The organism is Pinisolibacter aquiterrae (assembly GCF_019160155.1).
GTDB classification, from domain to species: domain Bacteria; phylum Pseudomonadota; class Alphaproteobacteria; order Rhizobiales; family Ancalomicrobiaceae; genus Pinisolibacter; species Pinisolibacter aquiterrae.
On record NZ_JAFNIH010000019.1, the window covers coordinates 626,943 to 648,784 of the forward strand.

Sequence of the window (21,842 nt, forward strand, 5' to 3'; positions counted from 1 at the left end):
CCTTCACCCGAGGAGATCGGAACGATGCCGGCCGACGATCGAAGATCTGAAGCGAACAGCGGCTCGCCTCTGCGGTGAGATCGACGCCGTTCGACTGCGAACAACACGAATGGAGCGACCGAAATGCGAGGTGTGTTCAAGACGTTGGTCGGCGGCATCGTGCTCGCCGCAGGGATTGCCCAGGCGGCACTGGCCGTCGAGCCGATCAAGGTCGGTTCCGTTCTTTCCGTCACCGGCGCCGCCGCCTATCTCGGCGACCCGGAACTGAAGACGTTGCAGATGTACGTGAAGAAGCTCAACGCCGAAGGCGGCCTGCTCGGCCGTCCGCTCGAGCTCGTCCATTACGACGACGGCAGCGACGCCAACAAGGCCAATGCCTTCGCCAAGCGTCTCGTCGACGACGACAAGGTCGACTTCATCGTCGGCGGCACCACCACCGGCTCGACCATGTCGATGGTTCCGATCGTCGAGAAGGCCGGCGTTCCCTTCATGTCGCTGGCCGGCGCGGTCGTGGTCGTCGAGCCGGTGAAGAAGTGGGTGTTCAAGGCCTCCACCACCGATCGCATCGCCGCCGAGCGCGTCCTCTACGACATGAAGCAGCGCGGCATCACCAAGATCGCGCTCCTCTCCGACACCTCCGGCTTCGGCCAGTCCGGCCGCACCCAGACCCTCTCGGTCCTCGCCAAATACGGCGTCTCCCTGGTCGCCGACGAGACCTTCGGCACCAAGGACACCGACGCCACGCCGCAGCTGACCAAGATCCGCAACGCCCCCGGCATCCAGGCGATCTTCGTCTTCGGCTTCGGCCAGGGTCCGGCCCTCGTCACCAAGAACATCCGCCAGCTCGGCATCGATCTGCCCGTCTATCACGCCCACGGCGTCGGCTCCGACGAGTTCATCCGCATCGCCGGCCCGGCCGCCGAGGGCGTCAAGGCGCTCGCCCCCGCCCTGATGATCGCCGACCATCTCGCCGACGGCGATCCGCAGAAGCCGGTCGTGAGCGCCTATGTGAAGACCTACACCGACACCTGGAAGGAAGGCGTGTCGATGTTCGGCGGTCAGGCCCACGACAACTTCTTCATCGTCGTCGACGCCATCCGCCGCGCCGGCACCACCGACAAGGCCAAGGTCCGCGAGGAGATCGAGAAGACCTCGAAGTGGATCGGCACCGGCGGCGAGGTGAACATGTCGGCGACCGACCACATGGGGTTCGATCTCTGGGGCCTGCGCCTGCTCGAGGTGAAGAACGGCGTCTGGGTCGAGGCGAAGTGACCGGCCGGGGTCGGAGGCCGCCGCCTCCGACCCCGGGCGACGCCCGCGCGTGCGGCCCCGCCGAGCGCGACGGACCGGAGGCCGGCGCGACGCGTCGTCCGATCCCCGAAAACCGCGAGGAGGCCGAACGGTGCTCGCACAGCTCTTGCAATTCTCCTTCTCGGGCCTGACGGTCGGAGCGACCTACGCCCTCGCCGCCCTCGGCTTCACGCTGATCTACAACGCCAGTCACGTGATCAACTTCGCCCAGGGCGAGTTCATCATGATCGGCGGCATGCTCGCCGTCTTCCTGGTCGGTCTCGGCGTGCCCCTGCCCTTCGCGATCGTGCTGGCGGTCGCCGTCGCAGCGCTCGTCGGCGTGCTCATGGAAAAACTGGCGATCGAGCCGGTCGGCCGCGGCGACACGCTCGCCCTGGTGATCGTCACCATCGGCGTATCGCTCGTCCTGCGCGGCGCCGTCCAGGTCTGGCTCGGCAAGGGATCCCATGCCCTGCCGTCCTTCTCCGGCGACGCGCCCATCCTGATCGGTGGCGCCGCGCTGATGCCGCAGAGCCTGTGGGTGCTCGCCACCTCGGCCGCGGTGGTGGTGGCGCTCGCCTGGTTCTTCGAACGCACCCTCGCCGGCAAGGCGATGCTCGCCACCGCGATCAACCGCACCGCCGCCGAACTCGTCGGCATCGACACCGACCGGGTGCTGCGCGTCAGCTTCGCCCTTTCCGCCGCCCTCGGCGCCCTCGGCGGCATCCTGATCACGCCGATCACCCTCACCTCCTTCGACGTCGGCATCATGCTCGGGCTCAAGGGTTTCGCCGCCGCGGTCGTCGGCGGGCTCGGCAGCGGCCTCGGCGCGATCGTCGGCGGCCTGCTGGTCGGGCTGATCGAGGCCTTCTGCGCCGGCTGGCTGTCGTCCTCCTACAAGGACGCGGTGCCCTTCGTGCTCATCCTCTTCATCCTGTTCTTCCTGCCGAGCGGTCTGTTCGGACCGAAGACGACCGAGCGGGTGTGAGACCATGACCAACCGGATCACCTCCCTCGTCGGTCTGGCGATCGTCACCGCGGTCGTCGCGATCATCCCCTTCGTCGCGCCGAACAGCTTCTATCTCGATCTGGCGATCCGCACCGGCATCAACGCCGTCGTGGTGCTCGGCCTCAACCTGCTGATCGGCTTCGCCGGCCAGATCAGCCTCGGCCATGCCGGCTTCATCGGTCTCGGCGCCTTCGCCTCGGCGGTCCTGCCGACCCATTTCGGTTGGCATCCGCTGGCCGCGATGGCGGCCGGCTCGCTCGCCGCCGGCGCGCTCGCCGCCGTCGTCGCCCGCCCGATCTTCCGCCTGCGCGGTCACTATCTCGCCATGGCGACGCTCGGCCTCGGCATCATCGTCAACATCGTCCTGCGCAACGAGGCGCAGTGGACCGGCGGCCCCGACGGCATGCCGGTGCCGGCGATGACGCTGTTCGGCATCGACGTCGTCTCCGACCGGCAATGGTACTGGATCGTCGGCGCCCTGCTCCTCGTCAGCATCTGGGCCTCGCTCAACCTGATCGATTCCCCCTTCGGGCGGGCGATGCGGGCGCTGCACGGCTCGGAGGTGGCGGCCCGCGTCGTCGGCGTCGACGTCACCCGCTACAAGGTCGCGGTCTTCGTGATGTCGGCCATGTTCGCCGGACTGATGGGCTCAGTCACCGCCCATTACGTCGGCTTCGTCTCGCCGGCGCTCGCCGATTTCGGCCATTCCGTCGAGCTGCTCACCATGGTCGTCGTCGGCGGCATGGCGTCGGTGTTCGGCTCGGTGGTCGGCGCGGTGCTGCTCACCGCCCTGCCGCAGCTGCTCGCCACGCTCGAGGGCTGGGAGACGGTCGCCTACGGCGCCGTTCTCGTCCTCTGCATGATCTTCCTGCCCAAGGGTCTGGTGCCGACGCTCGCCGCCCGTTTCGAGAGGAGGCGTCGATGAGCCTGCTCGAAGTCGTCTCGCTCTCCAAGGAATTCGGTGGTCTGAAGGCGGTGCAGGACGTCGGCTTCGCGGTCGAGGCGGGCGTCGTTCATTCGGTGATCGGCCCCAACGGCGCCGGCAAGACGACGCTCTTCAACCTGATCACCGGCGTCTACACGCCGACGCAGGGCGAGATCCGTCTCGACGGCGTCGACGTCGCCGGCCGCCGCCCCGATCAACTCGCCGCCCTCGGCGTCGCCCGCACCTTCCAGAACCTGCAGATCTGCATGAACATGGACGCCTGCGAGAACGTCATGGTCGGCGCCCATCTGCGCCTCGATCGCAACGTGATCCGCGCCGCCCTGCGCTGGCCCGGCCTCGTCCGGCGCGATCGCGAGCTGCGCGAGGAGGCGGAGGCGCTGATGGCCTTCGTCGGCCTCGGCGACCACGTCCACGCCCGCGCCGACGGCCTCTCCTACGGCATCCTGAAACGCCTGGAGATCGCTCGCGCGCTCGCCGCCCGCCCCCGCATCCTCTTCCTCGACGAGCCGGCCGCCGGCCTCAACCCGCGCGAGACGATCGAGGTCGGCGAGCTCGTCCGCCGCATCGCCGCCGACGGCGTCACCGTCGTTCTCGTCGAGCACGACATGAAGATGGTGATGTCGCTCTCCGACCGGATCCTGGTGATGGACTACGGCCGGAAACTGGTGGAGGGGACGCCCGACGAGGTGCGTCGCCACCCCGACGTCGTCGCCGCCTATCTCGGCAAACACGCGTGAGGAGCGGCCCCATGGAAGCGCTGACCATCATCTGCCGCGAACATGCCGATCTGTGGCGCCTGACCCGCGCGGTCGACGCCGTCGCCACGGAACTGCGGCAGGGCAACACCGTCGACGCCGCCTTCTTCGAGGCCTTCTTCGATTATCTCGAGGGCTTCGTCGATCGCTACCATCACCCCAAGGAGGACGACCTCCTCTTCCCACGCCTGCGCGAGAGGGATCCCGAGGCCGCCCCCCTCCTCGACCGGCTCGGCGCCGATCACCGCGTCGGGGCGGAGCGGCTCGCCGGCCTGCGCGCCGCCCTCACCGCCGTGCTGCGCGACGAGGCCGGCGCCGAAGCCGACCTCGCCGACCGGCTCGCCGCCTATGCGAAGGCGCAGATCGATCACATCCGTCTCGAGGAGACCGAGATCCTGCCGCGCGCGCGCCGGGCTCTGACGGCGGCCGATTGGGAGGCCGTCGACGCCGCCTTCCGCGACAACGACGATCCGCTCTTCGGTCCCCATCCCCGTATCGCCTTCCGTGCCCTCGTCCACCGCATGGCCGCGCTGGCCCCGGAGACGGTCGGCCTCGGCGGCCATGCGAGCGGCGTCCTCGCCACCGACACGACGCCCGAACCGCTCCTGCGCGTCACCGGCCTCGAGACCGCCTATGGTCGCATCAAGGCGCTGGAGCGGATCGACCTCGAGGTCCGTGCCGGCGAGATCGTCGCCCTCGTCGGCGCCAACGGTGCCGGCAAGACGACGATCCTGCGCACCCTCTCCGGCGTGCAGCCGGCGACCGCCGGCCGCATCGTCTTCGACGGCGAGGACATCACCGCCCTCAAGGCCGGCCATCGCGTTCGCCGCGGCATCTGTCAGAGCCCGGAAGGCCGCCAGGTGTTCGGGCCGCTCTCGATCGAGGACAACCTGCGGCTCGGCGCCTACACCGCCCCGGCCGAACGACGCGACGCCGATCTCGATCGGATCTGGGCCATGTTCCCGATCCTCCACGAGAAGCGCAGGCTGCCGGCCGGCACCCTCTCCGGCGGTCAGCAACAGATGCTGGCGATCGGCCGCGCCCTGATGGGACGACCGAAGCTGCTTCTCCTCGACGAACCGTCGATGGGTCTGGCGCCGCTCCTCGTCGAGGAGGTCTTCGCGCTCGTCGAGAGCCTGAAGGCGGCCGGCATCACCATCCTGGTCGTCGAGCAGAACGCCGCCGCCGCCCTCGCCATCGCCGATCGCGGCTACGTGCTCGAGACCGGCCGGGTGACGCTGACCGGAACCGGCGCCGATCTCCTGGCGAGCGACGAGGTGCGAGCGGCCTATCTCGGCATGTGACGCGCGCGCCCCCGACCGGCGCCCGCGACGGGCAGCGGACCGGAGAGACGCGCCGGAGGCGCTCCTCTCGCGCGCCCGAGCGAGCGCCACATCTCATTGTAAGAAAAGAAGAAAATAGAATCGGGACGGTATCGTCCGATACAGACCCGCGGCCCTCGATCCGGCTAGCGTCGAGACCGATGGAACGAAACGGAGATCCCTTCATGTCCGATCCGACACGGCGCTTTCGCACCCTGATGGGGCGCTTCGTCACCGGGATCACGGTCGTCGCCGTGGCGACGCCGGACGGCGTCGCGGCGATGACCGCCAACGCGGTGACCGCCGTCAGCCTCGATCCCTTGATGCTGCTCGTCTGCGTCCGCCGTGAGAGCCGCCTGTTGCCGCTGATCGAGGCGGCCGGGCACTTCTCGGTGAACGTACTGGCCGCCGGTCAGGACGACGTCTCCCGCCATTACGGCGGCGGCGCCGGCACGGCCTCGCCCGCCCGTTGGGCGTCCGGCGCCGCCGACGCGCCGGTGCTCGAGGGCGCCAACGCCGCCTTCGTCTGCCGTCTCGCCTTCACCCAGACCGCCGGCGACCACGAGGTCGTCTACGGCGAGGTCGTCGACATGGTCGCCGCCGATCCGCCCGCGCCCGCCCTCGTCTACGCCGCCGGCCGTTACGCCGACGTCGCCCTCACCGCGTGACCACCCCCGTCCCCCTCCTCTTCCCCTTCGCCGACCGCAGAGATGTCCACGAGAGGTTCCCGATGACCTTCGCCGCTCCCCGTCCCGCCCCCTCGCCCGAGGCCCTCGTCGATGCCGCCCGCGCCATGATCCCGATGCTGCGCGAGGCCGGCCCCGGCCACGACGCCGACAAGCGCATCTCCGATGCGGTCGCGCGCCGCCTCCGCGAGGAGGGCTTCTTCCGCATCTGTCAGCCGATCGAATGCGGCGGCTGGGGCATGCGTCCCTCGGTCCTGTGGCGGGTGTCGCGCGAGATCGCCCGTGGCGACAGCGCCACCGCCTGGATCCTCTCCCTCGCCGGACTGCATCCCTGGATGGCCGGGATGTTCCCGGTCGCCGCCCAGGACGAGGTCTTCCCGAACGGCTCCGACGCGGTCGTCATCGCGCTCACCGGCAACGTCGGCCGTGGCGTCACGACGACTCTCGAGGACGGTCACTACGTGCTGACCGGCAAGTGGACCTACGCCTCCGGCGTCGACGTCTGCGATTGGGCCGCCGTCCTCGTCGAGGCGCCGACCGAGACGGGAACGAAGGAGATGCGGCTGGTGCTGGTGCCCAAGGCGAGCTTCCGCATCGACGACGCGAGCTGGGAGGTCTTCGGCATGAAGGGCACCGGCAGCAAGGACGTCTATCTCGACGGCGCCCGCGTGCCGGTCGGCCGCTCGCTCCTGTGGGCCGACGTCCAGCGCTCGACGGTGCCCGGCACCGAGCGCAATCGCGGGCCGATGTATCGCATCCCCCACACCAGCCTCTTCGTGATGTCGATCGCCGCCGCCATCACCGGCGTCGCCGCCGGCCTCGTCGATCACTACGTGGAGATCGTCCGCCGCCGCCTGCCGGCCGGTCTCGGCACGCCGCAGACCGAGGACCGCTTCTCGCTCGCCGAGCTCGGCAAGGCGGCGAGCCGCATCGAGATGGGCTTCGACCGGCTGATGAGCGACGTCGACGAGATGTGGGACATCGCCGTCTCCGGTCGCGACTTCACGGTGACCGACCGCACCCGCTACCGGGTCGACGGCGCCACCATCTGCGACACGGTCCTCGACGCCGCCGACGATCTCGTCCGCAACCTCGGCGGCAGCCTGCTGCCGCCCGGCCCGGTGGAGCGCTATTTCCGCGACCTCCACGCCATGGCCTCGCACTTCCTGATGCAGGTCGATCCGTCCGCCGAACTGCACGGCCGCGCCCTGCTCGGCCTGCCGCTGCCGGCCAACGCCCGCATCTGATCCCCGCTTCGCCGGAGCGTGGCGACACGCTCCGGCGCTCACCTCGTCGTTCGTTCCAGAGGAGTACGACCATGTCCGAAATCCAGCGCCTGCGCCTGCCCGAGGATCATCCCACCTTCGGCGGCAACAAGGTCTTCGATCTCTTCAAGTATTCGCCGGCGGTCAAGGCCGGCGGACTGGTCTTCGTCGCCGGCCAGGTCGGTCTTCGCCCCGACGGCAGTGTGCCGGAGGATCCGGCCGAGCAGATCCGTTGCGCCTTCGTGCGTCTCGGGGCCATTCTCGAGGCGGAAGGACTCGGTTTCGAGGATCTGGTCGAGCTGGTATCCTATCACGTCCGCATCGACGACCAGCTTTCGATCTTCCGCGAGGTCAAGGACGAGTTCGTCACGCGCGACTTCCCCACCTGGACCATTCTCGGCGTCGCTTCGCTGGCTCGGCCCAATCTGATCATCGAGATCAAGGCCGTCGCCGCGGCGAAGTGACCTTCGATCGCCCCACACCCCTCTCTCCGAGGGGTGCCCCGGCGAGGTTCCCCGACGAACGAGGGCCCCATGTCGACGAAGTCGCGTTCCACCGAAACCTGGCATCTCGCCGCCGCCGACGCGGGGCCGCTCATTCGCGCGGTCCCGCTCGGCAAGAAGCTCGCCTGGGAGAAGGGCGAATTCCTCTATCGGCAGGGCGACGTCGACACCCGCTTCCACTTCGTGCTGCGCGGCCACGTGCAGATCTTCGCCTCGCGCGAGGACGGCTCGGAATTCGTGCTGGAAGTGATGGGGCGCTGGGCGATCTGTGGCGAGGGCGCCGCCTTCGACGGCAAGCCCCGGTTCACCTCCGCCGTCGCCCTCGACGCGGTCGAGACCGTGGCCTTCGACACCCGCGCCATGGAAGACGCCTTTCGCGAGATGCCCGAACTGGCGATGGCGCTGCTGCGCATCACCTCGATGAAGCAGCGCGTGCTCGGCATCCGCGCCCAGTATCTCGCCTCCTCGGGGCCGGAGACGCGGGTCGCCGAACTTCTCCACCGCCTCGCCGAACTCTACGGCACGCCCGAAAAGGGCGCGACGGTCATCGGCATCTCCCTCACCCACGAGCAGATCGCCGCCATGACCGGCACCTCGCGCGTCACCATCACCCGCGTTCTGAAACGCCTGGGCGAGATCGGCGCGATCGAGATCAAGGGCAAGCTCCTGCGCATCCTCGATCCGAGCAAGCTGCGCCTGTGAGGCCGTCCGGCCTCCGCCGGACCGGGCCTCACTCCGCGTCCGGCTGACGCTCCGGCGCGGCCTCGGCGAAGGCCGGCAGGGCGAGCGCGGCGGCCTCCGCCGCCAGAAGACGCGAAAAGCGGGCGACGTCGACACCGAACCGGCGCGCGTTGCCGAGCTGCGGTACCAGACAGATCTCCGCGATCGTCGGCCGCCCGGCGAAGAGGAAGCCGCCCGGCCGATCGGCGACCAGCGCCTCGCAGGCGGCGAGCCCTTCCGCGTTGGTCTCCCGCGCCCAGGCGGCGACGCCGGCGTCGTCGAACCCGGCCTCCCGCCGCAGCCGGTTCAGCACCCTCAGATTCTGGACCGGATGGATCTCGCAGGCGATCGCCAGCGCGAAGGCCCGCGCCCGCGCCCGCTCGATCGCCCCTTCGGGCAGGATCGACGGCGCCGGATGCGTCTCCTCGAGCCAGTCCAGGATCGCGAGCGACTGGGTCAGCATCGTCCCGTCGTCGAGTTCGAGGACCGGCACCAACCCTTGCGGATTGCGCGCGAGATGAGCCGGCGCGCGCTGCTCGCCCCGGCGCAGGTGCACGAAGACGTCCTCCCGGGCGAGCCCCTTCAGCGCCAGCGCGATGCGCAGACGCCACGCCGCCGAGGAGCGGAAATAGCCGTGGAGCCGCATCTCAGCCTCGGAAGTCCGGCGCCGGCAGAATCACGCCGCTGCACGCGCCGAAGCCGATCGTCACCCCGTCGCGCCGCGCCCGCCCGGAGATCGTCAGCCGATCGCCGTCCTCGAGGAAGCCGCGAGTGGCCCCGTCGGCGAGGCGCAGCGGCCGCTGCCCGTTCCAGGTCAGCTCGAGCAGCGATCCGAACGATCCCTCGCTCGGACCGGAGATGGTGCCCGAGCCGAGAATGTCGCCGACCTTCATCGCACATCCGCCGATCGCGTGATGGACGAGCTGCTGCGCGCTCGACCAGTAGAGATGCGCGAAATTGCTGCGGCCGACCACCGTTTCCTCGCGCGCGCCCGGACCGGCGATCGCGATCTCGAGCTCGACGTCGTAATTCATCGGCTTCGATTGGCGCAGATAGGGAAGTGGCTCGGGATCCTGCTTCGGCCCCTCGACCCGGAACGGCTCGAGCGCCTCGGCGGTGACGATCCACGGCCCCATGCTGGTCGCGAAGACCTTGGCCTGGAACGGTCCGAGCGGCACGTATTCCCACTGCTGGATGTCGCGCGCCGACCAGTCGTTGAGGAGCGCGTAGCCGAAGATGCCCCGCTCCGCCTCCTCGAGCGTCAGCGGCCGGCCCATCTCGGTGTCGACGCCGACGATCGTCGCCATTTCGAGTTCGAGATCGAGCCGCCGGCACGGACCGAAGCTCGGCGCCGCCTCGCCCGGTGCCTTGGTCTGGCCCAGCGGCCGGCGGATCGGCGTGCCGGAGACGACGACGGTCGAGGCGCGGCCGTTGTAGCCGACCGGCAGATGCAGCCAATTGGGCAACAGCGCCGGAGCGTCCGGCCGGAACATCCGGCCGACGTTGGTGGCATGTTCGCGCGACGAATAGAAGTCGGTGTAACCCTCGACCCGGATCGGCAGATGGAGCCGGACGTCGGCGAGCGGCACCAGGGCCCGCGCCCGCAACGCCGCATCGTCGCGCAGTCGGCCGACGTCGGCCCGCAACAGCTCGGAGAGCCGCGCCCGAGTCCGCGACCACACCGCCGGCCCGAGCCGGACGAAGTCGTTGAGGACGCCCGTCGCGAAGACGTCGGCGGGAACATCCCCGAGGAGCCCCGCCTCGGCGAGGACGCCGACGTCGACGACTCGATCGCCGATCGCCACGCCGACGCGCGCCGGACCGTCATTGAACGAAAAGACGCCCCAGGGCAGGTTCTGGATCGGGAAATCGCTGCCTTGCGCCGTCTCCACCCAGGAGACCAGCGCCGGATCGTTGGTCGGGTTCACGCTCTCAGCCCTCCAGCGCCGCCCACATCTCGCGATCGCGCTCGGCGGTCCAGATGCGCGGGTGATCGAGACCGTTCGCCTCGTCGAAGGCGCGGGTCACGTCGAAGGGCAGGCAATGGTCGAAGATCACCCAATGACCGTATTTCGGCTTCAGCGCCGCATGCGTGTCCTTGTAGATCCGGTTCAGTTCGTGACCGGCGTCGACGCCCGCCTTCACCGAGGTCCACAGATCGGTGAGGAAGGCGGCGGTGCCGTCGATCCCCTCCTTCACCTTGTCCCGCCCGATCAGCGCTTCACCACGCCCCGGCACCAGCGCGATCGGATCGAGGGCCGCGACCCGGGCGAGCGTCGCCGGCCAATCCTTGAAATGGGCATCGCCCGCATAGGGCGTGGCGCCGTATTCGACGAGATCGCCGGAGAAGACGACGCCCTCCTGCGGTAGCCAGGCGATGGTGTCGCCGGCGGTGTGGCCACGGCCGATCTGCTTCAACCGCACCTCGACCGAGCCGAGCCGAATGGTCAGCTCCTTCTCGAAGACCACCGACGGCCAGGTGAGGCCCGGCACGCTCTCGACCGCCCGGAAGAGGCGCGGAAAACGGCCGATCTCGCTCGCCTTGTCGGCCTCGCCGCGCTCGACGATCATGTCCCAGGTGGCCCGGCTCGCCACCACGTTCTTCAGGCCGGCGTCCCGATAGCCCTCCGCCCCGAGAACCCGCACGGCGTGGTAGTGCGACAGTACCACCCATTCGATCGGCTTGTCGGTGACCTCGCGGATGCGCCGCACCACGTCCTGCGCCATCACCGGCGTCGCCTGGGTGTCGAGCACCATCACCGACGTGTCGCCGATGACGATGCCGGTGTTGGGATCGCCTTCGGCGGTATAGGCGTAGGCGTGTTCGGAGATCCGCGAGAAGGTGACCTTCTTCTCCTCGAGGTCCGCCTGCGAGGCGAAGGCCTTGGTCGTCGACATGAGGAAACTGCCTTTCTGATGAAGCGTCTCGGCGAGGAGACACGGGCGGACGCGAGGACCCGCCGAGGATCGGAACCGCGCCGGCGGCGGCAGCCGCCCGGCACGAGAAGAGAAAGTGCCGGTCAGCCTTCGCGCGGGATCCGCGGCGCCTCCGGGCTGCGACCGTCGCCACTGCGCCAGCTCTCGGCATAATCGCCGCGTTCACAGGCGCCTGCGGCCTCGCCGAGGTCGAGCGCGTCGCGCGTGTCGATCATCACCGCATATTCGTCGGTCATCGGCTTCGGCTGCACGAAGGTGCGGGCGAGCGCGCCGGGATGGGGACCATGCGTGAAGCCGCAAGGGTGGAACGTCACCATCCCCGGGCCGATCCCGTCGCGCGAGAAGAAGTCGCCGGCATGATAGAAGATGACTTCGTCGTAATCGTCGTTGTTGTGGAAGAACGGCACCTTCATCGCCCCCGGATCGGTCTCGAAAGGGCGCGGCACGAAGGAACAGACGACGAAGCGATCGGCGACGAAGGTCGAGTGTGCCGACGGCGGCAGATGATAACGATGCGCCGACAGCGGACGGATGTCGGAGATGGCCAGCCGCAGCGGGCAGAGATCGCCCTGCCAGCCGACCGCGTCGAGCGGATTGTAGGGATAGGTGACGGTCGAGAGCAGGCCGCGCCTCTTGATCTCGACCCGCCATTCGCGGTCGTCCTGCTGCGCGCGGAAGGCCTCGTCGATCACCGGCACGTCGAGGACGCCCGGATCATAGAGCGCATGGCGGCCGACGAGACCCCGGTCGGGGGTACGATAGGCGCCGTTCGTCGCCTCGATCAGCAGCATCTCCACCGGCTCGCGCGTCTCGATCCGCCACATGGTGGAGCGTGGCAGCAGCACGTAGTCGCCGGCCCGGATTTCGAGACGCCCGTAGTCGCAGAAGAGATCGGCGGAGCCCGCGTGAACGAACAGCAGTTCGTCGCCGTCGCCGTTGCGCACCAGATGGTCCATCCGGCCCGAGAAGCGCCACCAACGCAGCTTCATCGCCGCATTGGAGACGATCGTCGGCGCCGCCCAGACGCTCCCCTCGGCGGGCAGCGCGGCGAGATCGAAGGCCCGCGGCCGCAACGGCCCCTCCCAGGAGGTCCACCCCGTCGGCGGACGGCGGTGATACATCTGCGTCGCCGGGCCGAAGAATCCCTCACGGCCGAGTTCGCGTTCGAAAGTTCCCTCCGGCAGATCGCAATGGGCCTGACGCGAGGCGCGGCCGTCCCGCTTGGGGAGGGCGAAGGAGTGAGCCACCATGACGCGGGCGTTCCTCGATATTGGTTGCTTGATGAAACCAATTAAATCCGATGGGATGGCCCCATGTCAAGCGATGCCCCCTCTCCGCCCCCCGTCTTCCGTCTCCAGACCTTTCTGCCGCACCAGTTGGCGGTTCTCGCCAACCGCACGAGCGAAGGGTTCTCCGCGATCTATTCGGCGGGCTTCGGCCTGTCGGTTCCGGAATGGCGCATCCTGGCCACGCTCGGCGAGGGAAGTCCCATTCGTGCCAAGGACATCGAGGCCATTCGCCACATGCACAAGACGGTGGTGAGCCGCGCCGTCGCGACGCTGCAGGAGCGCGACCTCGTCACCGCGACCGCCAACGCCGACGACAAGCGAGAGCGCTTTCTCGCCCTGACCGAGGCCGGGCGCGCCCTCTTCGAAGAGATCGTCCCGCTCGGCCTCGCCTACGAGGGGCAGGTCCTCGGCGAACTCGAGGCGGAGGAACGCACCGAATTGCAGCGCCTTCTCGGCAAACTGATCGCCCGCACGTCGAGCGATCCCGGTCGATGACGTCCGCGTTCGGCGCAGATGGCCCTTGCGCCCGCAGGGGCCATCGAGGCACGGCCTTCGGGAGCCTGGACGTCCCGTCGCCGCGCGTGGAAGGCGGCTCCGCCGTTAGTGGCCGAGCTCGCCTCGGCGCGGGCAGAGATCCAATTCACGTCGAACGACCGCCGATCCTTCAGGCAGCATTCGGCTCCGATGACGATCGCGGCGGGATCGCATCACCGCCCCCTCGGACCAGACGGGGACCGTCGCGCCTTCCCTCGCCTCGGTGCAGCTGCCTATCCGCGCGGCACGCTCGGTTGAGCGCGGTCGTGACTTCGCGGTCAGATTGTCCCATCGAAACGTCGTACTCAGGCTCAAGACATGCATTCCGCATACCTTTTACATGTCGTATTGGAGCCCTTCTGAGTTCCGCTCTGGTGCCCCTCGCCGCTGTGGTGCGTGCCCCGCATGGCCGGATCCGCGCGGCGCCACCTCCTGCGGCCTCGTCTCCCACACACCGCTGGAATTCGGCTCCTGACGTGCACCGCCGTGCTGTGCCCCCGACCTCTCCCCCGGAGCCTCCGGGTCATCTCCCGCCCCCTGCCACCTGAGAACGCAAAAAGCCCCGATCTTGGGGATCGGGGCTTTTCGACGACAAGGGTTGCGGGGGCCTGCAACCCTCCCGAATGCCTCTTTCGTACCGAGTCGTGAAGAATTTTCTTGGTCGCCAGTCCAAGACCCGGTCACATCACGCCCGCTCACCGAGGGACACCGTCGACCTCGACCCGCGATCCCCCACGACTCTCGTCAGGATGAACCACCCTCGACGATCAATCCGTGTGCGAACGCCATTTCTGCTTCGATGATCATCGGCGACGTCACGAAGGGGTACCCATCGCGTTGGCCGAGAGATCGAGCGATGGCGTTGACGGCCACCGCGAGCGCCGGCCAGACCTCCGTGATCCGAGCGAAGTCGAAGGTCCCGTGGGGGTCGAAGTCGACGTCGAGCGCCAGACACGAATCGATGCGCATCATCGGCGCCGGCGCCAGACCGAAGGAACGTGCGGTCTCCGACGTGTCGACCCGATGCATCAGATGCGCCCAGGTCTCCGCGAAATCCTCCCAAGGGCGGGACGAGGCATAGGCGTTGACGTGGCGCAGCGCCAATCGGGCAGCGGACCTTCGTCGTAATGACGACGCAACACTTCTCCGTAATCCGCCCGTTCGTCGCCGAAGAGCGCGCGGAAGTCGTCGAGCCGACCGCAGTCGCGCAACAATCGATCCCACCGATAATGCCCGCCAACAATGTCCGATCTCGTGGCGGAAGTGGCCGAGCAGCATGCGATAGGGCTCGCGCAGCGTCGTCCACCTCGGCGATCGACAGCGTGATCACCCCGTCGTCGTGGCCGGTCAGCACCGGAACGACGCTGCCCTCGGGCGCGATCGTGTCGGTGAGAAAGTCGAAGGCGAGCCGGTGCTCGCGTTCTCCGCCTTGGTGGCAGGCGCGAGCGACCAACGGCCGAGCGAATGGAAGAGATGCCGCTCTGCCCCGACGATACGGCGGAATTTGGCGATGTTGGTCGCGATCGAGAGATCGGGAATGGTCCGGCTGTGGCGGCGGACGGGGCAGAGATCGCCGGCCCGCTCCACCGGCGCGAGCCCATTGCAGGCGCCGTAGACCGCATTGGCGCACAGAGCGACGTCGCGGCCGCGCGCCGGCGCATGCCAATGCGTCCCGTTCGGCACCAGGGACGTCATCGCCCCGGTCTCCGCCACGATGCCGATCGCGGCATGACAGGCGACGAAGGTCGAATTATCGAAATGGATCGGGTTGGAACAGGCATCGCAGGAAAAGAGGCGCATCGACGGCTGCGGGTGGGACGTCATGACGCGAGGCCACCGAATCGGGCGGGCTCGCATCCCCTCATGGTGGAGAACGATCGACCGAGTGAGACGGTCCATCGGCGGTCTGCCGTGCGGCAGGGCCGCCCGCGACGGCGTATCCGCGAAGCGTGAGGTGGTCCCGTCCGGCTGGACAGATTGGCGGCCTTCGTAAGCTTGGGCCTATGGTCCGTCACGCCGCCAGTCTGATGTCGCCGGCCTCCTCGTGGACCTCGACGGGCGTTCGCCCGCCGTGTGTCGAGTGAGGTCGGTCGAAGTTGTAGTAGTCGATCCACTGTCGAATGCCGGCACGGGTTTCCGAGCCGGTCTCGTGGGCATGGAGGTAGATGCACTCGTAATTGGCTTCGCCGGCCTTCGGCTCATCGACCGCCATGGCCGCTCGATGAAGACGTTGTCCATCCACCGGCCCCGCCCGTCCATGGATATTCGAACGCCCGCGTCGGTCAGGACCTCCGTGAACCGAGGGCTGGTGAACTGGCTGCCCTGGTCGGTGGCGAAGATCTCCGGTCTCCCATGTGTCGCCATGGCCTCCTCGACCGCGGCGATGCAGAAGTCGGCATTCATCGTGTTCGACAGCCACCACGCCAGCACTCGCCGGCTCGCCCGGTCCATCGCGGCGACGAGGTAGAGGAAGCCGCGTCGCATCGGGATGTCGGTGATGTCGGCGCACCAGACGTGGTTCGGCCGGCGAATGTCGAGATCACGCAGCAGATACGGCCACTTCTTGTGCTCGGGATGCGGGACGGTCGTCTTCGGCCGCCGATAGACCGCCTGCAACCCCATCTTCCGCCGGATCCGCTTTCGGCCGACCGTATGGCCGTGCCGACGCAGATGACGAGCCATCTGTCGCGAGCCGTACCACGGCGTTTCCAGAAACCGCTCGTCGATCAGCCGCATCGGCGACAGGTTCAACGCCGTCTCGGCCGCTGCCGGTCCGTAGAAGGTCGAGCGGCTGATGCCGACGAGTTCGCACTGCCGCCGGATCGTGAGCCTGGGGTGGTGGGTTCGATCATCTCGCGCCTCCGGCCGACGCTCAGCGTCCGGAGGCTCGTTTCAAAAAATCCCGCTCCACGACGAGTTGGCCGATCATCGCGTGCAGCTTTTCGACCTCGCCATCGCGGGCCGCCTCGAGTGCCTCCGACTTGCCCGAGAAGACATCGGCCATCCGCTCGACCGCCTGCTTCTTCCAGGCGTTGATCATCGTCTGATGGACGCCGGACTTCACCGTCAGCTGCGCCACCGTCGCCTCGCCGCGGATCGCCTCCAGGGCGACCTCGGCCTTGAACTCTCCCGAGTACCGTTTCCGCTTCCCCGTCATCGGGATCGTCCTTCTCTCAGGTCGACCCAAGCTCATCGAACTGCCCGTCGGACGGGGACCACCTCACAGCACCGAGTACCGGGGGCGATCCGAAGACGGCGACGTCCGGTTCACCCCGGAACGTTCCTCTAGAACTCTTCTCGGATAGGTGCATTGTCCCACCGAGCCTCTCGGCTCGGCGCCCCGGCGCAGCCGTCTCCGAGTTCCGCGAGCGTCCCCCTTCGTCGGCGATCTTTTCTTCGCCGAAATGGGTCCCTATCTCGATGCGGCCGGACGAACGGCGAAACGGGAGGAACATGGAATGGCGACGACGCGGCGCGACGTGATGACCTGGGCCTTGGGCACGATTCCGATCGCGTTGGGCGCGGGATGGCTCGATGCCGCGCACGCCGCCGGACCGGAGCCGGCCATGCCGAAGACCGACGGACCCGGCGTCCGCTTCGAGCCCCACGTGCTGCGCGCCCGTGCCGCCGCCATGGCGGCTCGCCCCTTCGAGCCGCCGGACACCAAGCTGCCGAAGGGCCTCGACAATCTGAACTACGACCAGTATCGGGCGATCGCCTTCCGCCCCAAGGACACGTTCCTGCGCGAGGGTCCGGGGCCGTTCCGCATCGAATGGATGCCGCGCGGCTTCCTCTATCGCGACCACGTCGACTTCGACGCCGTCGAGGACACCCAGGCCCTCAGGATCGTGCAATACGACGGCTGCTTCGTGTTTCCCCCGGACGTCCCCCCGCCCAAGGACGGCGAGACGCTCGGGTGGTCCGGCTTCCGCGTCAAGACGCCGATCAACCGCCCCGACGTCGCCGAGGAGTTCCTGGTCTTTCAGGGCGCGAGTTATTTTCGTGCCGTCGGGCGCGGCAACGTCTACGGCACTTCGGCGCGAGGCCTCGCCATCGCCACCGCCGACCCGGCCGGCGAGGAATTCCCGCTCTTCCGCGAGTTCTGGATCGAGAAGCCGAAGAGCGACGGCAATCTGCTCGTCATCCACGCCCTGCTCGATTCGCCGAGCGTGACCGGCGCCTTCCGCATCTCGATCGTGCCGGGCGAGACGACCACGACCTCGGTCGAGGCGGCGCTCTACCCCCGCACCGACCTCGACAAGGTCGGCCTCGGCACGCTCACCAGCATGTTCCTCTTCGCCCCCAACGATCGGAAGGGCTTCGACGACTTCCGCCCGGCGGTGCGCGACGCCGAGGGGCTCGCCTTCCTCACCGCCGCGGGCGAGCACTGCTGGCGGCCGCTCGCCAATCCCCGGATGCTGCAGATGTCGGTCTTCGCCGACGGCAACCTGCGCGGCTTCGGGCTGATGCAGCGCCAGCGGTCGTTCTTCGAATATCAGGACATGGAAGCCGCCTACGAGAAGCGCCCGAGCGCCTGGGTCGAGCCGCTCGGCGACTGGGGCGCGGGCAAGCTCGTGCTCGTCGAGATCCCCACGAACGAGGAGATCCACGACAACATCGTCGCCTTCTGGCGTCCCGACGAACCGCTCCGCAAGGGCGGCGAATATCTCTTTTCCTACCGCATCCATTGGGGCATGGACGGGCCGGTGCGGACCGACCTCGCGCGGGTGACCTCGACCCTCGAGGGCGGCGGCGACGAGGAACGGCTCTTCATCGTCGACTTCGTCGGCGCGGCCGTCGAAACGTCGAAGCCCGAGGATCTGAAGGCCGAGATCTCTTGCCGGCCGGGCACCGTGATCGAGCCGGTGATCGAGGCGAACCCTCACACCAAGGGCCTGCGCCTCGCCTTCCGGGTGAAGGTCGACGCCGCGCAGATGGTCGAAGTCCGCGCGCGGCTGATGCGCGGCGCCGACCCCGTGACGGAGACCTGGCTCTATCGCTGGACGCGCGGGTGAGCGAACCCGTCGCGACGGGGCGGGACGAGACCCGCCCGCAGCCTCGGCTCGGAAGAGAGCGATGGACATGCAAACGAGAGGAGGCCGGGCGCGAGCCCGGTCTCCTCTCCGATTCGATCGAGACGCGAAGGCCTGAGTCACAGCGCCTTGGCGTAATAGGTCAGATCCGGCGAGGTCGCCGCTCCGTCGGCCGCGATCAGATCGGCGAGCTCGTAGACCGGGGCCGCCGCCAGCACCGTCGGATCGAGCGGGACGACGTAGCCGCCCTTGGCCTCGTCGTAGTCGAGCATCGACCACGGCATCGCATGGTATTTCTCGCCGATGCCGAGCAGACCGCCGAATCCGAGGACGGCGAACATGATGGTGTTGGAGAGCTTGTCCAAGACGACGTCCTCGACGTGGCCGAGATGTTCGCCACGCGCGTCGTAGACGTTCGAGCCGACGACCTTCGAGGACGGAATGGCGCGGGTATGTCCGGTGGATGTGGGCATCATCTTCTCCTTTTGACTGAAGAAGAAACGCGCCGGGCGCGCATCGGTTCCGTCGCGCCGCGACGACCGCCGGCGGCGGCCTTTCGTCCGTTGCCGGATGCGCGACACGGATCGTCGCGTCCGCGAAGGCGACGAGGCCGACCTCGGGGTCGCGAGGCGGCGATCGGCCGGGTCTCACCATCCACGATGAGAGGGTCGAACGGGCGTCCGTCGCGTGCGAGGTCCGCCCCCTCGCCGAAGATCGCACCGAAGGTCTCCCGCACCCTCGTGATCGTCTCGCCTATGGCGATCACGCCCCCGACCCGCGCTCCTTCAGAACCTCGCCGACAGATGGTCGGCATGGACCTGCGTCTCGATCCGCCGGTCGACCGTGAGGTCGTTCTGCTCGACGAAGCCGACGAACGCCCCCCCGCTCGGGCGCAGGATCGACGACGACGGAGCGGATGGTGTCCGTCTCGGGCTCGACGATCCGCGGAAACGCGCGCCCCCGCGACGGACGAGATCACGCGTCGCGTCCGGTGCCCGAAAACCTCCACCCCACGAAGGCCGAGAGCGAGGCGACGGCGAAGACGTTGATCTCCCTGAGATGGGCCGTCTCGACGGCCGTCCAAGGTGCGAACCCCGAGCCGATCGTCGCCCCGATCGTCGCATGGGCGATCACGAACGTGACGAAGAGCACGGCGACGAGCCGCCGCGCCCAGCGCCCCTCGTGCGCCGAAAAGGCGGCGATCGCGAGAAGCAGGCAGGGAACGAAGAAGAGTTCGGTGCCGCTCGCCGGCCCGAAGAGGACGGTCGCGAACACGGTGTCGGCGGCACCGACGAGCGGCAGCGCCACCCGCGCGGCGAGCGGGCGACGTGCGGCCGAGAGGGCGATGGCGAGGAAGAGCGGCGCCGAAAGGGCCGTCGCCCAGGCCACCGCCGTTCCCGAACCGACGAACCACCACACGTAGAGTGGATAGATCGGCTTGTTGGCGACCACGAGCCACGCGACGCTCGCCGTCGCGGCCGCCTTCGCCTCGACCTCTGCGGTCACGACGACGCCTCGACGACCGGCGTCAGGCGATAGTGACCGACGCCCCATTCCGCGCCGTCGGCGTGGCCGAACAGCCCGGCCGTCGCCAGGAAGAACAGCCGCCACCGCCGTCGCCACAGATCCGCGTCCGATCCGTAGACGTCGACCAGGATCCGATCGATCCGTTCACGTTCCGCGTCGAAGTTGGCGAGCCAGTCGAGCGCCGTCTCCCGATAGTGGGTACCCGGCCACCGCCATTCCGCCTCGACCCGGAAGAGGTCGGGGAACCGATGCGGCAGATCCTGCGCCGGCATGATGCCGCCGGTGAAGAAGTGGCGGGCGATCCAATCGGCGGGATCCAGATGATCGAAGCGATAGGACCGCGAACGGTGGGTGAAGACGTGGAGGAAGAGGCGCCCGTCGGGCGCCGACCAATCACGGGCACGCGCGAGAAGAGCCCGCCAGTTCGACATGTGCTCGAACATCTCGACCGAGACGATGCGGTCGAAGTCGACGATGGGCGGCTGGAAGTCGTTCATGTCCGAGGTGACGACGGTGACGTTGGTGAGCCCCCGCCGCTTCGCCTCGGCGACGATGTGGGCGCGTTGCGATTGGGAATTGGACACCGCGACGATACGGGCACGCGGGTAGGTCGCGGCCATGTGGGGCGTGAGCGAGCCCCAGCCGCAACCGAGTTCGAGGATGGTCTGACCGTCGTGGAGATCGGCGTGTTCGCAGGTCTCGGCGAGCGCCAGCTCCTCGGCCTCGGCCAGCGTCGTCGTCTCGCTCGGATAGCGGCAGCAGGAGTATTTCCGGCGCGGGCCGAGCACCAGACCGAAGAAGTCGGGCGGCAGCTCGTAGTGCTGGTCGTTCGCCGCCTCCACGTGCGCGGCGATCGGGTGGCGCCGCATCTCGCGGACGAAGAGATCCTCGTCGGTCGCGCCGTCGCGCTCGAGCCTACGGCGGGTGCGCTCGCACAGCCAGTCGATCCCGGCGAGGGTGAGGCCGTCGGGAAGGGGGATTCGCTCGACCGTGTCGATCACGCCTGCGACGAAGTTCATGGGCTTTCCTCCAGGTGGACGGCCGCGCCCTGGGATGCTGTCCGTGGGGGACGGGGAACGAAGGGCGAGACGCGCGCGGCATAGGCGCGGAAGGCGTCGGGACGGGTTCTCAGCATGTGCGCCTCGAGCGGCGGAATGCCGGAGACGTGGACGAGCAGACCCCACATCAGCGCCGGCGCCGCGACGGCGAGGATCTGCACCGGCCGATCGGCGATCCCGGCGAGCGCGAAGAGCGCGAAGCCGCACCAGACCAGCCATTCGAAGAAATAGTTGGGATGGCGCGACCACCCCCACAGCCCGACGTCGCAGACCGAACCCGGTTGGGCCCGTCCGCGGAACCGGCGCAGTTGCGCGTCCGCGAGCGCTTCCCCCGCGAGCCCGGTGAGGACGACGGCGGTCGCCAGGACGTCGACGGGGCCGGGAAACGGCGCCGGCGCGGAAGCCGCGAGATGGACCGCAAACGCAAGCACGACTCCCACCGCCGCCTGGATCTGAAGAAACAGGAAGAGCCGCGCCCCGAAGCCGTCGCCCCATTGCCGCGCCAGGTCCGCGTAGCGCGGATCGTCGGCCGCACCGTGCGTGCGTCGACCGATGTGGAGCGCGAGACGTCCCGACCAGACGGCGATCAGGCCCGCGATCAGCCATCGCCGACCACCCCCCGCGGCGCCGAGCGCCGCCACCAGCCCCACGAGACCGACGGCGACCGACCAGATCGTGTCGATCCAACCGCTCGATCCGGTCCGCATCCGCACCGCCCAGGCGACGACCATCGCCCCGACCAGCAGCACCGTTGCAACGACCATTGCCGACATCGACATGAAACCACCTCGCGATCGCATTCCTCGAAGCGATACGCACGGCGAGCCGCGACGGTTTCCTCGGGCATCCACATTTTTCGATCGGATGGCCGATTTCACGAGCGTCGGTGACGCGCCCGGAAAAATTCACGCCGCGCGGTGATCCGACAGAACCTTTTCCCGTTCGTCTACGTACTTCACCTCGAACGA

22 protein-coding genes and 2 pseudogenes are annotated in these 21,842 nt (G+C 68.6%); 12 read left to right on the plus strand and 12 right to left on the minus strand.

The window, feature by feature from the left end:
* Positions 1-123 precede the first annotated feature (123 nt).
* From J3S89_RS07205 to J3S89_RS07245, 10 genes and pseudogenes are all read left to right on the plus strand, one after another.
* Complete coding sequence (locus J3S89_RS07205; RefSeq protein WP_217926784.1) at positions 124-1,272, plus strand: ABC transporter substrate-binding protein; 1,149 nt, start codon at positions 124-126, stop codon at positions 1,270-1,272.
* A gap of 130 nt (positions 1,273-1,402) precedes the next feature.
* Positions 1,403-2,278: a branched-chain amino acid ABC transporter permease gene (locus J3S89_RS07210; protein ID WP_217926785.1), complete on the plus strand. Its 876-nt coding sequence runs from the start codon at positions 1,403-1,405 to the stop codon at positions 2,276-2,278.
* A 4-nt stretch (positions 2,279-2,282) separates the two neighbouring features.
* The gene (locus J3S89_RS07215; protein WP_217926786.1) at positions 2,283-3,224 is read left to right on the plus strand and encodes a branched-chain amino acid ABC transporter permease; all 942 of its coding nucleotides are present in this window, start codon (positions 2,283-2,285) and stop codon (positions 3,222-3,224) included.
* Positions 3,221-3,982: an ABC transporter ATP-binding protein gene (locus tag J3S89_RS07220; RefSeq protein ID WP_217926787.1), complete on the plus strand. Its 762-nt coding sequence runs from the start codon at positions 3,221-3,223 to the stop codon at positions 3,980-3,982. Before J3S89_RS07215 ends, J3S89_RS07220 begins: the two co-directional genes overlap by 4 nt.
* 11 nt (positions 3,983-3,993) lie before the next feature.
* Positions 3,994-4,395, plus strand: a pseudogene (locus J3S89_RS23080) (hemerythrin domain-containing protein); the annotation flags it as partial.
* A gap of 210 nt (positions 4,396-4,605) precedes the next feature.
* Positions 4,606-5,304 carry an ABC transporter ATP-binding protein gene (locus tag J3S89_RS23085; protein WP_230489247.1) on the plus strand — a complete coding sequence of 233 codons (699 nt, stop codon included), beginning with the start codon at positions 4,606-4,608 and terminating at the stop codon, positions 5,302-5,304.
* A gap of 203 nt (positions 5,305-5,507) precedes the next feature.
* Positions 5,508-5,990, plus strand: coding sequence for a flavin reductase family protein (locus J3S89_RS07230; protein WP_217926789.1), 483 nt, complete (start codon positions 5,508-5,510; stop codon positions 5,988-5,990).
* A 62-nt stretch (positions 5,991-6,052) separates the two neighbouring features.
* A complete protein-coding gene (locus J3S89_RS07235) occupies positions 6,053-7,255 on the plus strand; it encodes an acyl-CoA dehydrogenase family protein (protein WP_217926790.1) in 1,203 nt (400 codons plus the stop codon).
* Positions 7,256-7,326: 71 nt separating this feature from the next.
* Positions 7,327-7,737, plus strand: a complete 411-nt coding sequence (locus J3S89_RS07240; RefSeq protein WP_217926791.1) for a RidA family protein — start codon at positions 7,327-7,329, stop codon at positions 7,735-7,737.
* A gap of 69 nt (positions 7,738-7,806) precedes the next feature.
* On the plus strand, positions 7,807-8,478 hold the full coding sequence (locus J3S89_RS07245; protein WP_217926792.1) for a Crp/Fnr family transcriptional regulator: 672 nt from the start codon (positions 7,807-7,809) through the stop codon (positions 8,476-8,478).
* A gap of 28 nt (positions 8,479-8,506) precedes the next feature.
* On the opposite strand, the gene maiA is transcribed toward J3S89_RS07245, so the two are convergent.
* From maiA to J3S89_RS07265, 4 genes are all read right to left on the minus strand, one after another.
* Positions 8,507-9,142, minus strand: a complete 636-nt coding sequence (maiA, locus tag J3S89_RS07250; RefSeq protein WP_217926793.1) for a maleylacetoacetate isomerase — start codon at positions 9,140-9,142, stop codon at positions 8,507-8,509.
* Between the two features lies 1 nt (position 9,143).
* Positions 9,144-10,424 carry a fumarylacetoacetase gene (fahA, locus tag J3S89_RS07255; protein WP_217926794.1) on the minus strand — a complete coding sequence of 427 codons (1,281 nt, stop codon included), beginning with the start codon at positions 10,422-10,424 and terminating at the stop codon, positions 9,144-9,146.
* A gap of 4 nt (positions 10,425-10,428) precedes the next feature.
* Positions 10,429-11,394 carry an MBL fold metallo-hydrolase gene (locus J3S89_RS07260; protein WP_217926795.1) on the minus strand — a complete coding sequence of 322 codons (966 nt, stop codon included), beginning with the start codon at positions 11,392-11,394 and terminating at the stop codon, positions 10,429-10,431.
* Positions 11,395-11,516: 122 nt separating this feature from the next.
* On the minus strand, positions 11,517-12,683 hold the full coding sequence (locus tag J3S89_RS07265) for a homogentisate 1,2-dioxygenase (protein ID WP_217926796.1): 1,167 nt from the start codon (positions 12,681-12,683) through the stop codon (positions 11,517-11,519).
* A 63-nt stretch (positions 12,684-12,746) separates the two neighbouring features.
* On the opposite strand from J3S89_RS07265, the gene J3S89_RS07270 reads away from it, so the two are divergent.
* Positions 12,747-13,217: a MarR family winged helix-turn-helix transcriptional regulator gene (locus J3S89_RS07270; RefSeq protein ID WP_217926797.1), complete on the plus strand. Its 471-nt coding sequence runs from the start codon at positions 12,747-12,749 to the stop codon at positions 13,215-13,217.
* Positions 13,218-14,000: 783 nt separating this feature from the next.
* Here the strand turns inward: J3S89_RS07270 and J3S89_RS23610 are convergent.
* The 4 genes and pseudogenes from J3S89_RS23610 to J3S89_RS07290 all read right to left on the minus strand — a co-directional run bounded on the left by J3S89_RS23610 (position 14,001) and on the right by J3S89_RS07290 (position 16,413).
* Positions 14,001-14,285 (minus strand): putative zinc-binding metallopeptidase, encoded by a 285-nt coding sequence (locus tag J3S89_RS23610; protein WP_420801350.1) that lies wholly within the window; start codon positions 14,283-14,285, stop codon positions 14,001-14,003.
* Entirely contained in the window at positions 14,285-14,470 is a 186-nt protein-coding gene (locus tag J3S89_RS23615; protein WP_420801351.1) for a putative zinc-binding metallopeptidase, read from the minus strand. Before J3S89_RS23615 ends, J3S89_RS23610 begins: the two co-directional genes overlap by 1 nt.
* A gap of 133 nt (positions 14,471-14,603) precedes the next feature.
* The gene (locus tag J3S89_RS07285) at positions 14,604-15,080 is read right to left on the minus strand and encodes a zinc-ribbon domain-containing protein (RefSeq protein WP_217926799.1); all 477 of its coding nucleotides are present in this window, start codon (positions 15,078-15,080) and stop codon (positions 14,604-14,606) included.
* Positions 15,081-15,267: 187 nt separating this feature from the next.
* Positions 15,268-16,413: pseudogene (locus J3S89_RS07290) on the minus strand (IS3 family transposase).
* A 301-nt stretch (positions 16,414-16,714) separates the two neighbouring features.
* Here J3S89_RS07290 and J3S89_RS07295 point away from each other — a divergent pair.
* Positions 16,715-18,271, plus strand: coding sequence for an OpgD/OpgG family glucan biosynthesis protein (locus J3S89_RS07295; protein WP_217926800.1), 1,557 nt, complete (start codon positions 16,715-16,717; stop codon positions 18,269-18,271).
* A 137-nt stretch (positions 18,272-18,408) separates the two neighbouring features.
* Here J3S89_RS07295 and J3S89_RS07300 read toward each other — a convergent pair whose 3' ends face one another.
* The 4 genes from J3S89_RS07300 to J3S89_RS07315 form a co-directional block, all read right to left on the minus strand.
* A complete protein-coding gene (locus J3S89_RS07300) occupies positions 18,409-18,762 on the minus strand; it encodes a PRC-barrel domain-containing protein (protein ID WP_217926801.1) in 354 nt (117 codons plus the stop codon).
* A gap of 502 nt (positions 18,763-19,264) precedes the next feature.
* Positions 19,265-19,795: a hypothetical protein gene (locus tag J3S89_RS07305; protein ID WP_217926802.1), complete on the minus strand. Its 531-nt coding sequence runs from the start codon at positions 19,793-19,795 to the stop codon at positions 19,265-19,267.
* Positions 19,792-20,835 carry an SAM-dependent methyltransferase gene (locus J3S89_RS07310; RefSeq protein ID WP_217926803.1) on the minus strand — a complete coding sequence of 348 codons (1,044 nt, stop codon included), beginning with the start codon at positions 20,833-20,835 and terminating at the stop codon, positions 19,792-19,794. The genes J3S89_RS07305 and J3S89_RS07310 overlap by 4 nt, the downstream gene beginning before the upstream one ends.
* Positions 20,832-21,653 (minus strand): DUF1295 domain-containing protein, encoded by an 822-nt coding sequence (locus J3S89_RS07315; RefSeq protein WP_217926804.1) that lies wholly within the window; start codon positions 21,651-21,653, stop codon positions 20,832-20,834. Before J3S89_RS07315 ends, J3S89_RS07310 begins: the two co-directional genes overlap by 4 nt.
* Between the last annotated feature and the right edge of the window lie 189 nt (positions 21,654-21,842).

Excerpts from the sequence above, each read along its gene's own strand:
- J3S89_RS07235 (WP_217926790.1), top strand. The coding sequence starts at position 6,053 with ATGACCTTCGCCGCTCCCCGTCCCGCCCCCTCGCCCGAGGCCCTCGTC.
- J3S89_RS07260 (WP_217926795.1), bottom strand. The coding sequence starts at position 11,394 with ATGTCGACGACCAAGGCCTTCGCCTCGCAGGCGGACCTCGAGGAGAAG.
- J3S89_RS07285 (WP_217926799.1), bottom strand. The coding sequence starts at position 15,080 with ATGACGTCCCACCCGCAGCCGTCGATGCGCCTCTTTTCCTGCGATGCC.
- J3S89_RS07220 (WP_217926787.1), top strand. The coding sequence starts at position 3,221 with ATGAGCCTGCTCGAAGTCGTCTCGCTCTCCAAGGAATTCGGTGGTCTG.
- J3S89_RS07230 (WP_217926789.1), top strand. The coding sequence starts at position 5,508 with ATGTCCGATCCGACACGGCGCTTTCGCACCCTGATGGGGCGCTTCGTC.
- J3S89_RS07300 (WP_217926801.1), bottom strand. The coding sequence starts at position 18,762 with ATGCCCACATCCACCGGACATACCCGCGCCATTCCGTCCTCGAAGGTC.
- maiA (WP_217926793.1), bottom strand. The coding sequence starts at position 9,142 with ATGCGGCTCCACGGCTATTTCCGCTCCTCGGCGGCGTGGCGTCTGCGC.
- J3S89_RS07215 (WP_217926786.1), top strand. The coding sequence starts at position 2,283 with ATGACCAACCGGATCACCTCCCTCGTCGGTCTGGCGATCGTCACCGCG.
- J3S89_RS07205 (WP_217926784.1), top strand. The coding sequence starts at position 124 with ATGCGAGGTGTGTTCAAGACGTTGGTCGGCGGCATCGTGCTCGCCGCA.
- J3S89_RS07245 (WP_217926792.1), top strand. The coding sequence starts at position 7,807 with ATGTCGACGAAGTCGCGTTCCACCGAAACCTGGCATCTCGCCGCCGCC.
- J3S89_RS07240 (WP_217926791.1), top strand. The coding sequence starts at position 7,327 with ATGTCCGAAATCCAGCGCCTGCGCCTGCCCGAGGATCATCCCACCTTC.
- J3S89_RS07265 (WP_217926796.1), bottom strand. The coding sequence starts at position 12,683 with ATGGTGGCTCACTCCTTCGCCCTCCCCAAGCGGGACGGCCGCGCCTCG.
- J3S89_RS23610 (WP_420801350.1), bottom strand. The coding sequence starts at position 14,285 with ATGCATCGGGTCGACACGTCGGAGACCGCACGTTCCTTCGGTCTGGCG.
- J3S89_RS07295 (WP_217926800.1), top strand. The coding sequence starts at position 16,715 with ATGGCGACGACGCGGCGCGACGTGATGACCTGGGCCTTGGGCACGATT.
- J3S89_RS07315 (WP_217926804.1), bottom strand. The coding sequence starts at position 21,653 with ATGTCGATGTCGGCAATGGTCGTTGCAACGGTGCTGCTGGTCGGGGCG.
- J3S89_RS07270 (WP_217926797.1), top strand. The coding sequence starts at position 12,747 with ATGTCAAGCGATGCCCCCTCTCCGCCCCCCGTCTTCCGTCTCCAGACC.
- J3S89_RS07310 (WP_217926803.1), bottom strand. The coding sequence starts at position 20,835 with ATGAACTTCGTCGCAGGCGTGATCGACACGGTCGAGCGAATCCCCCTT.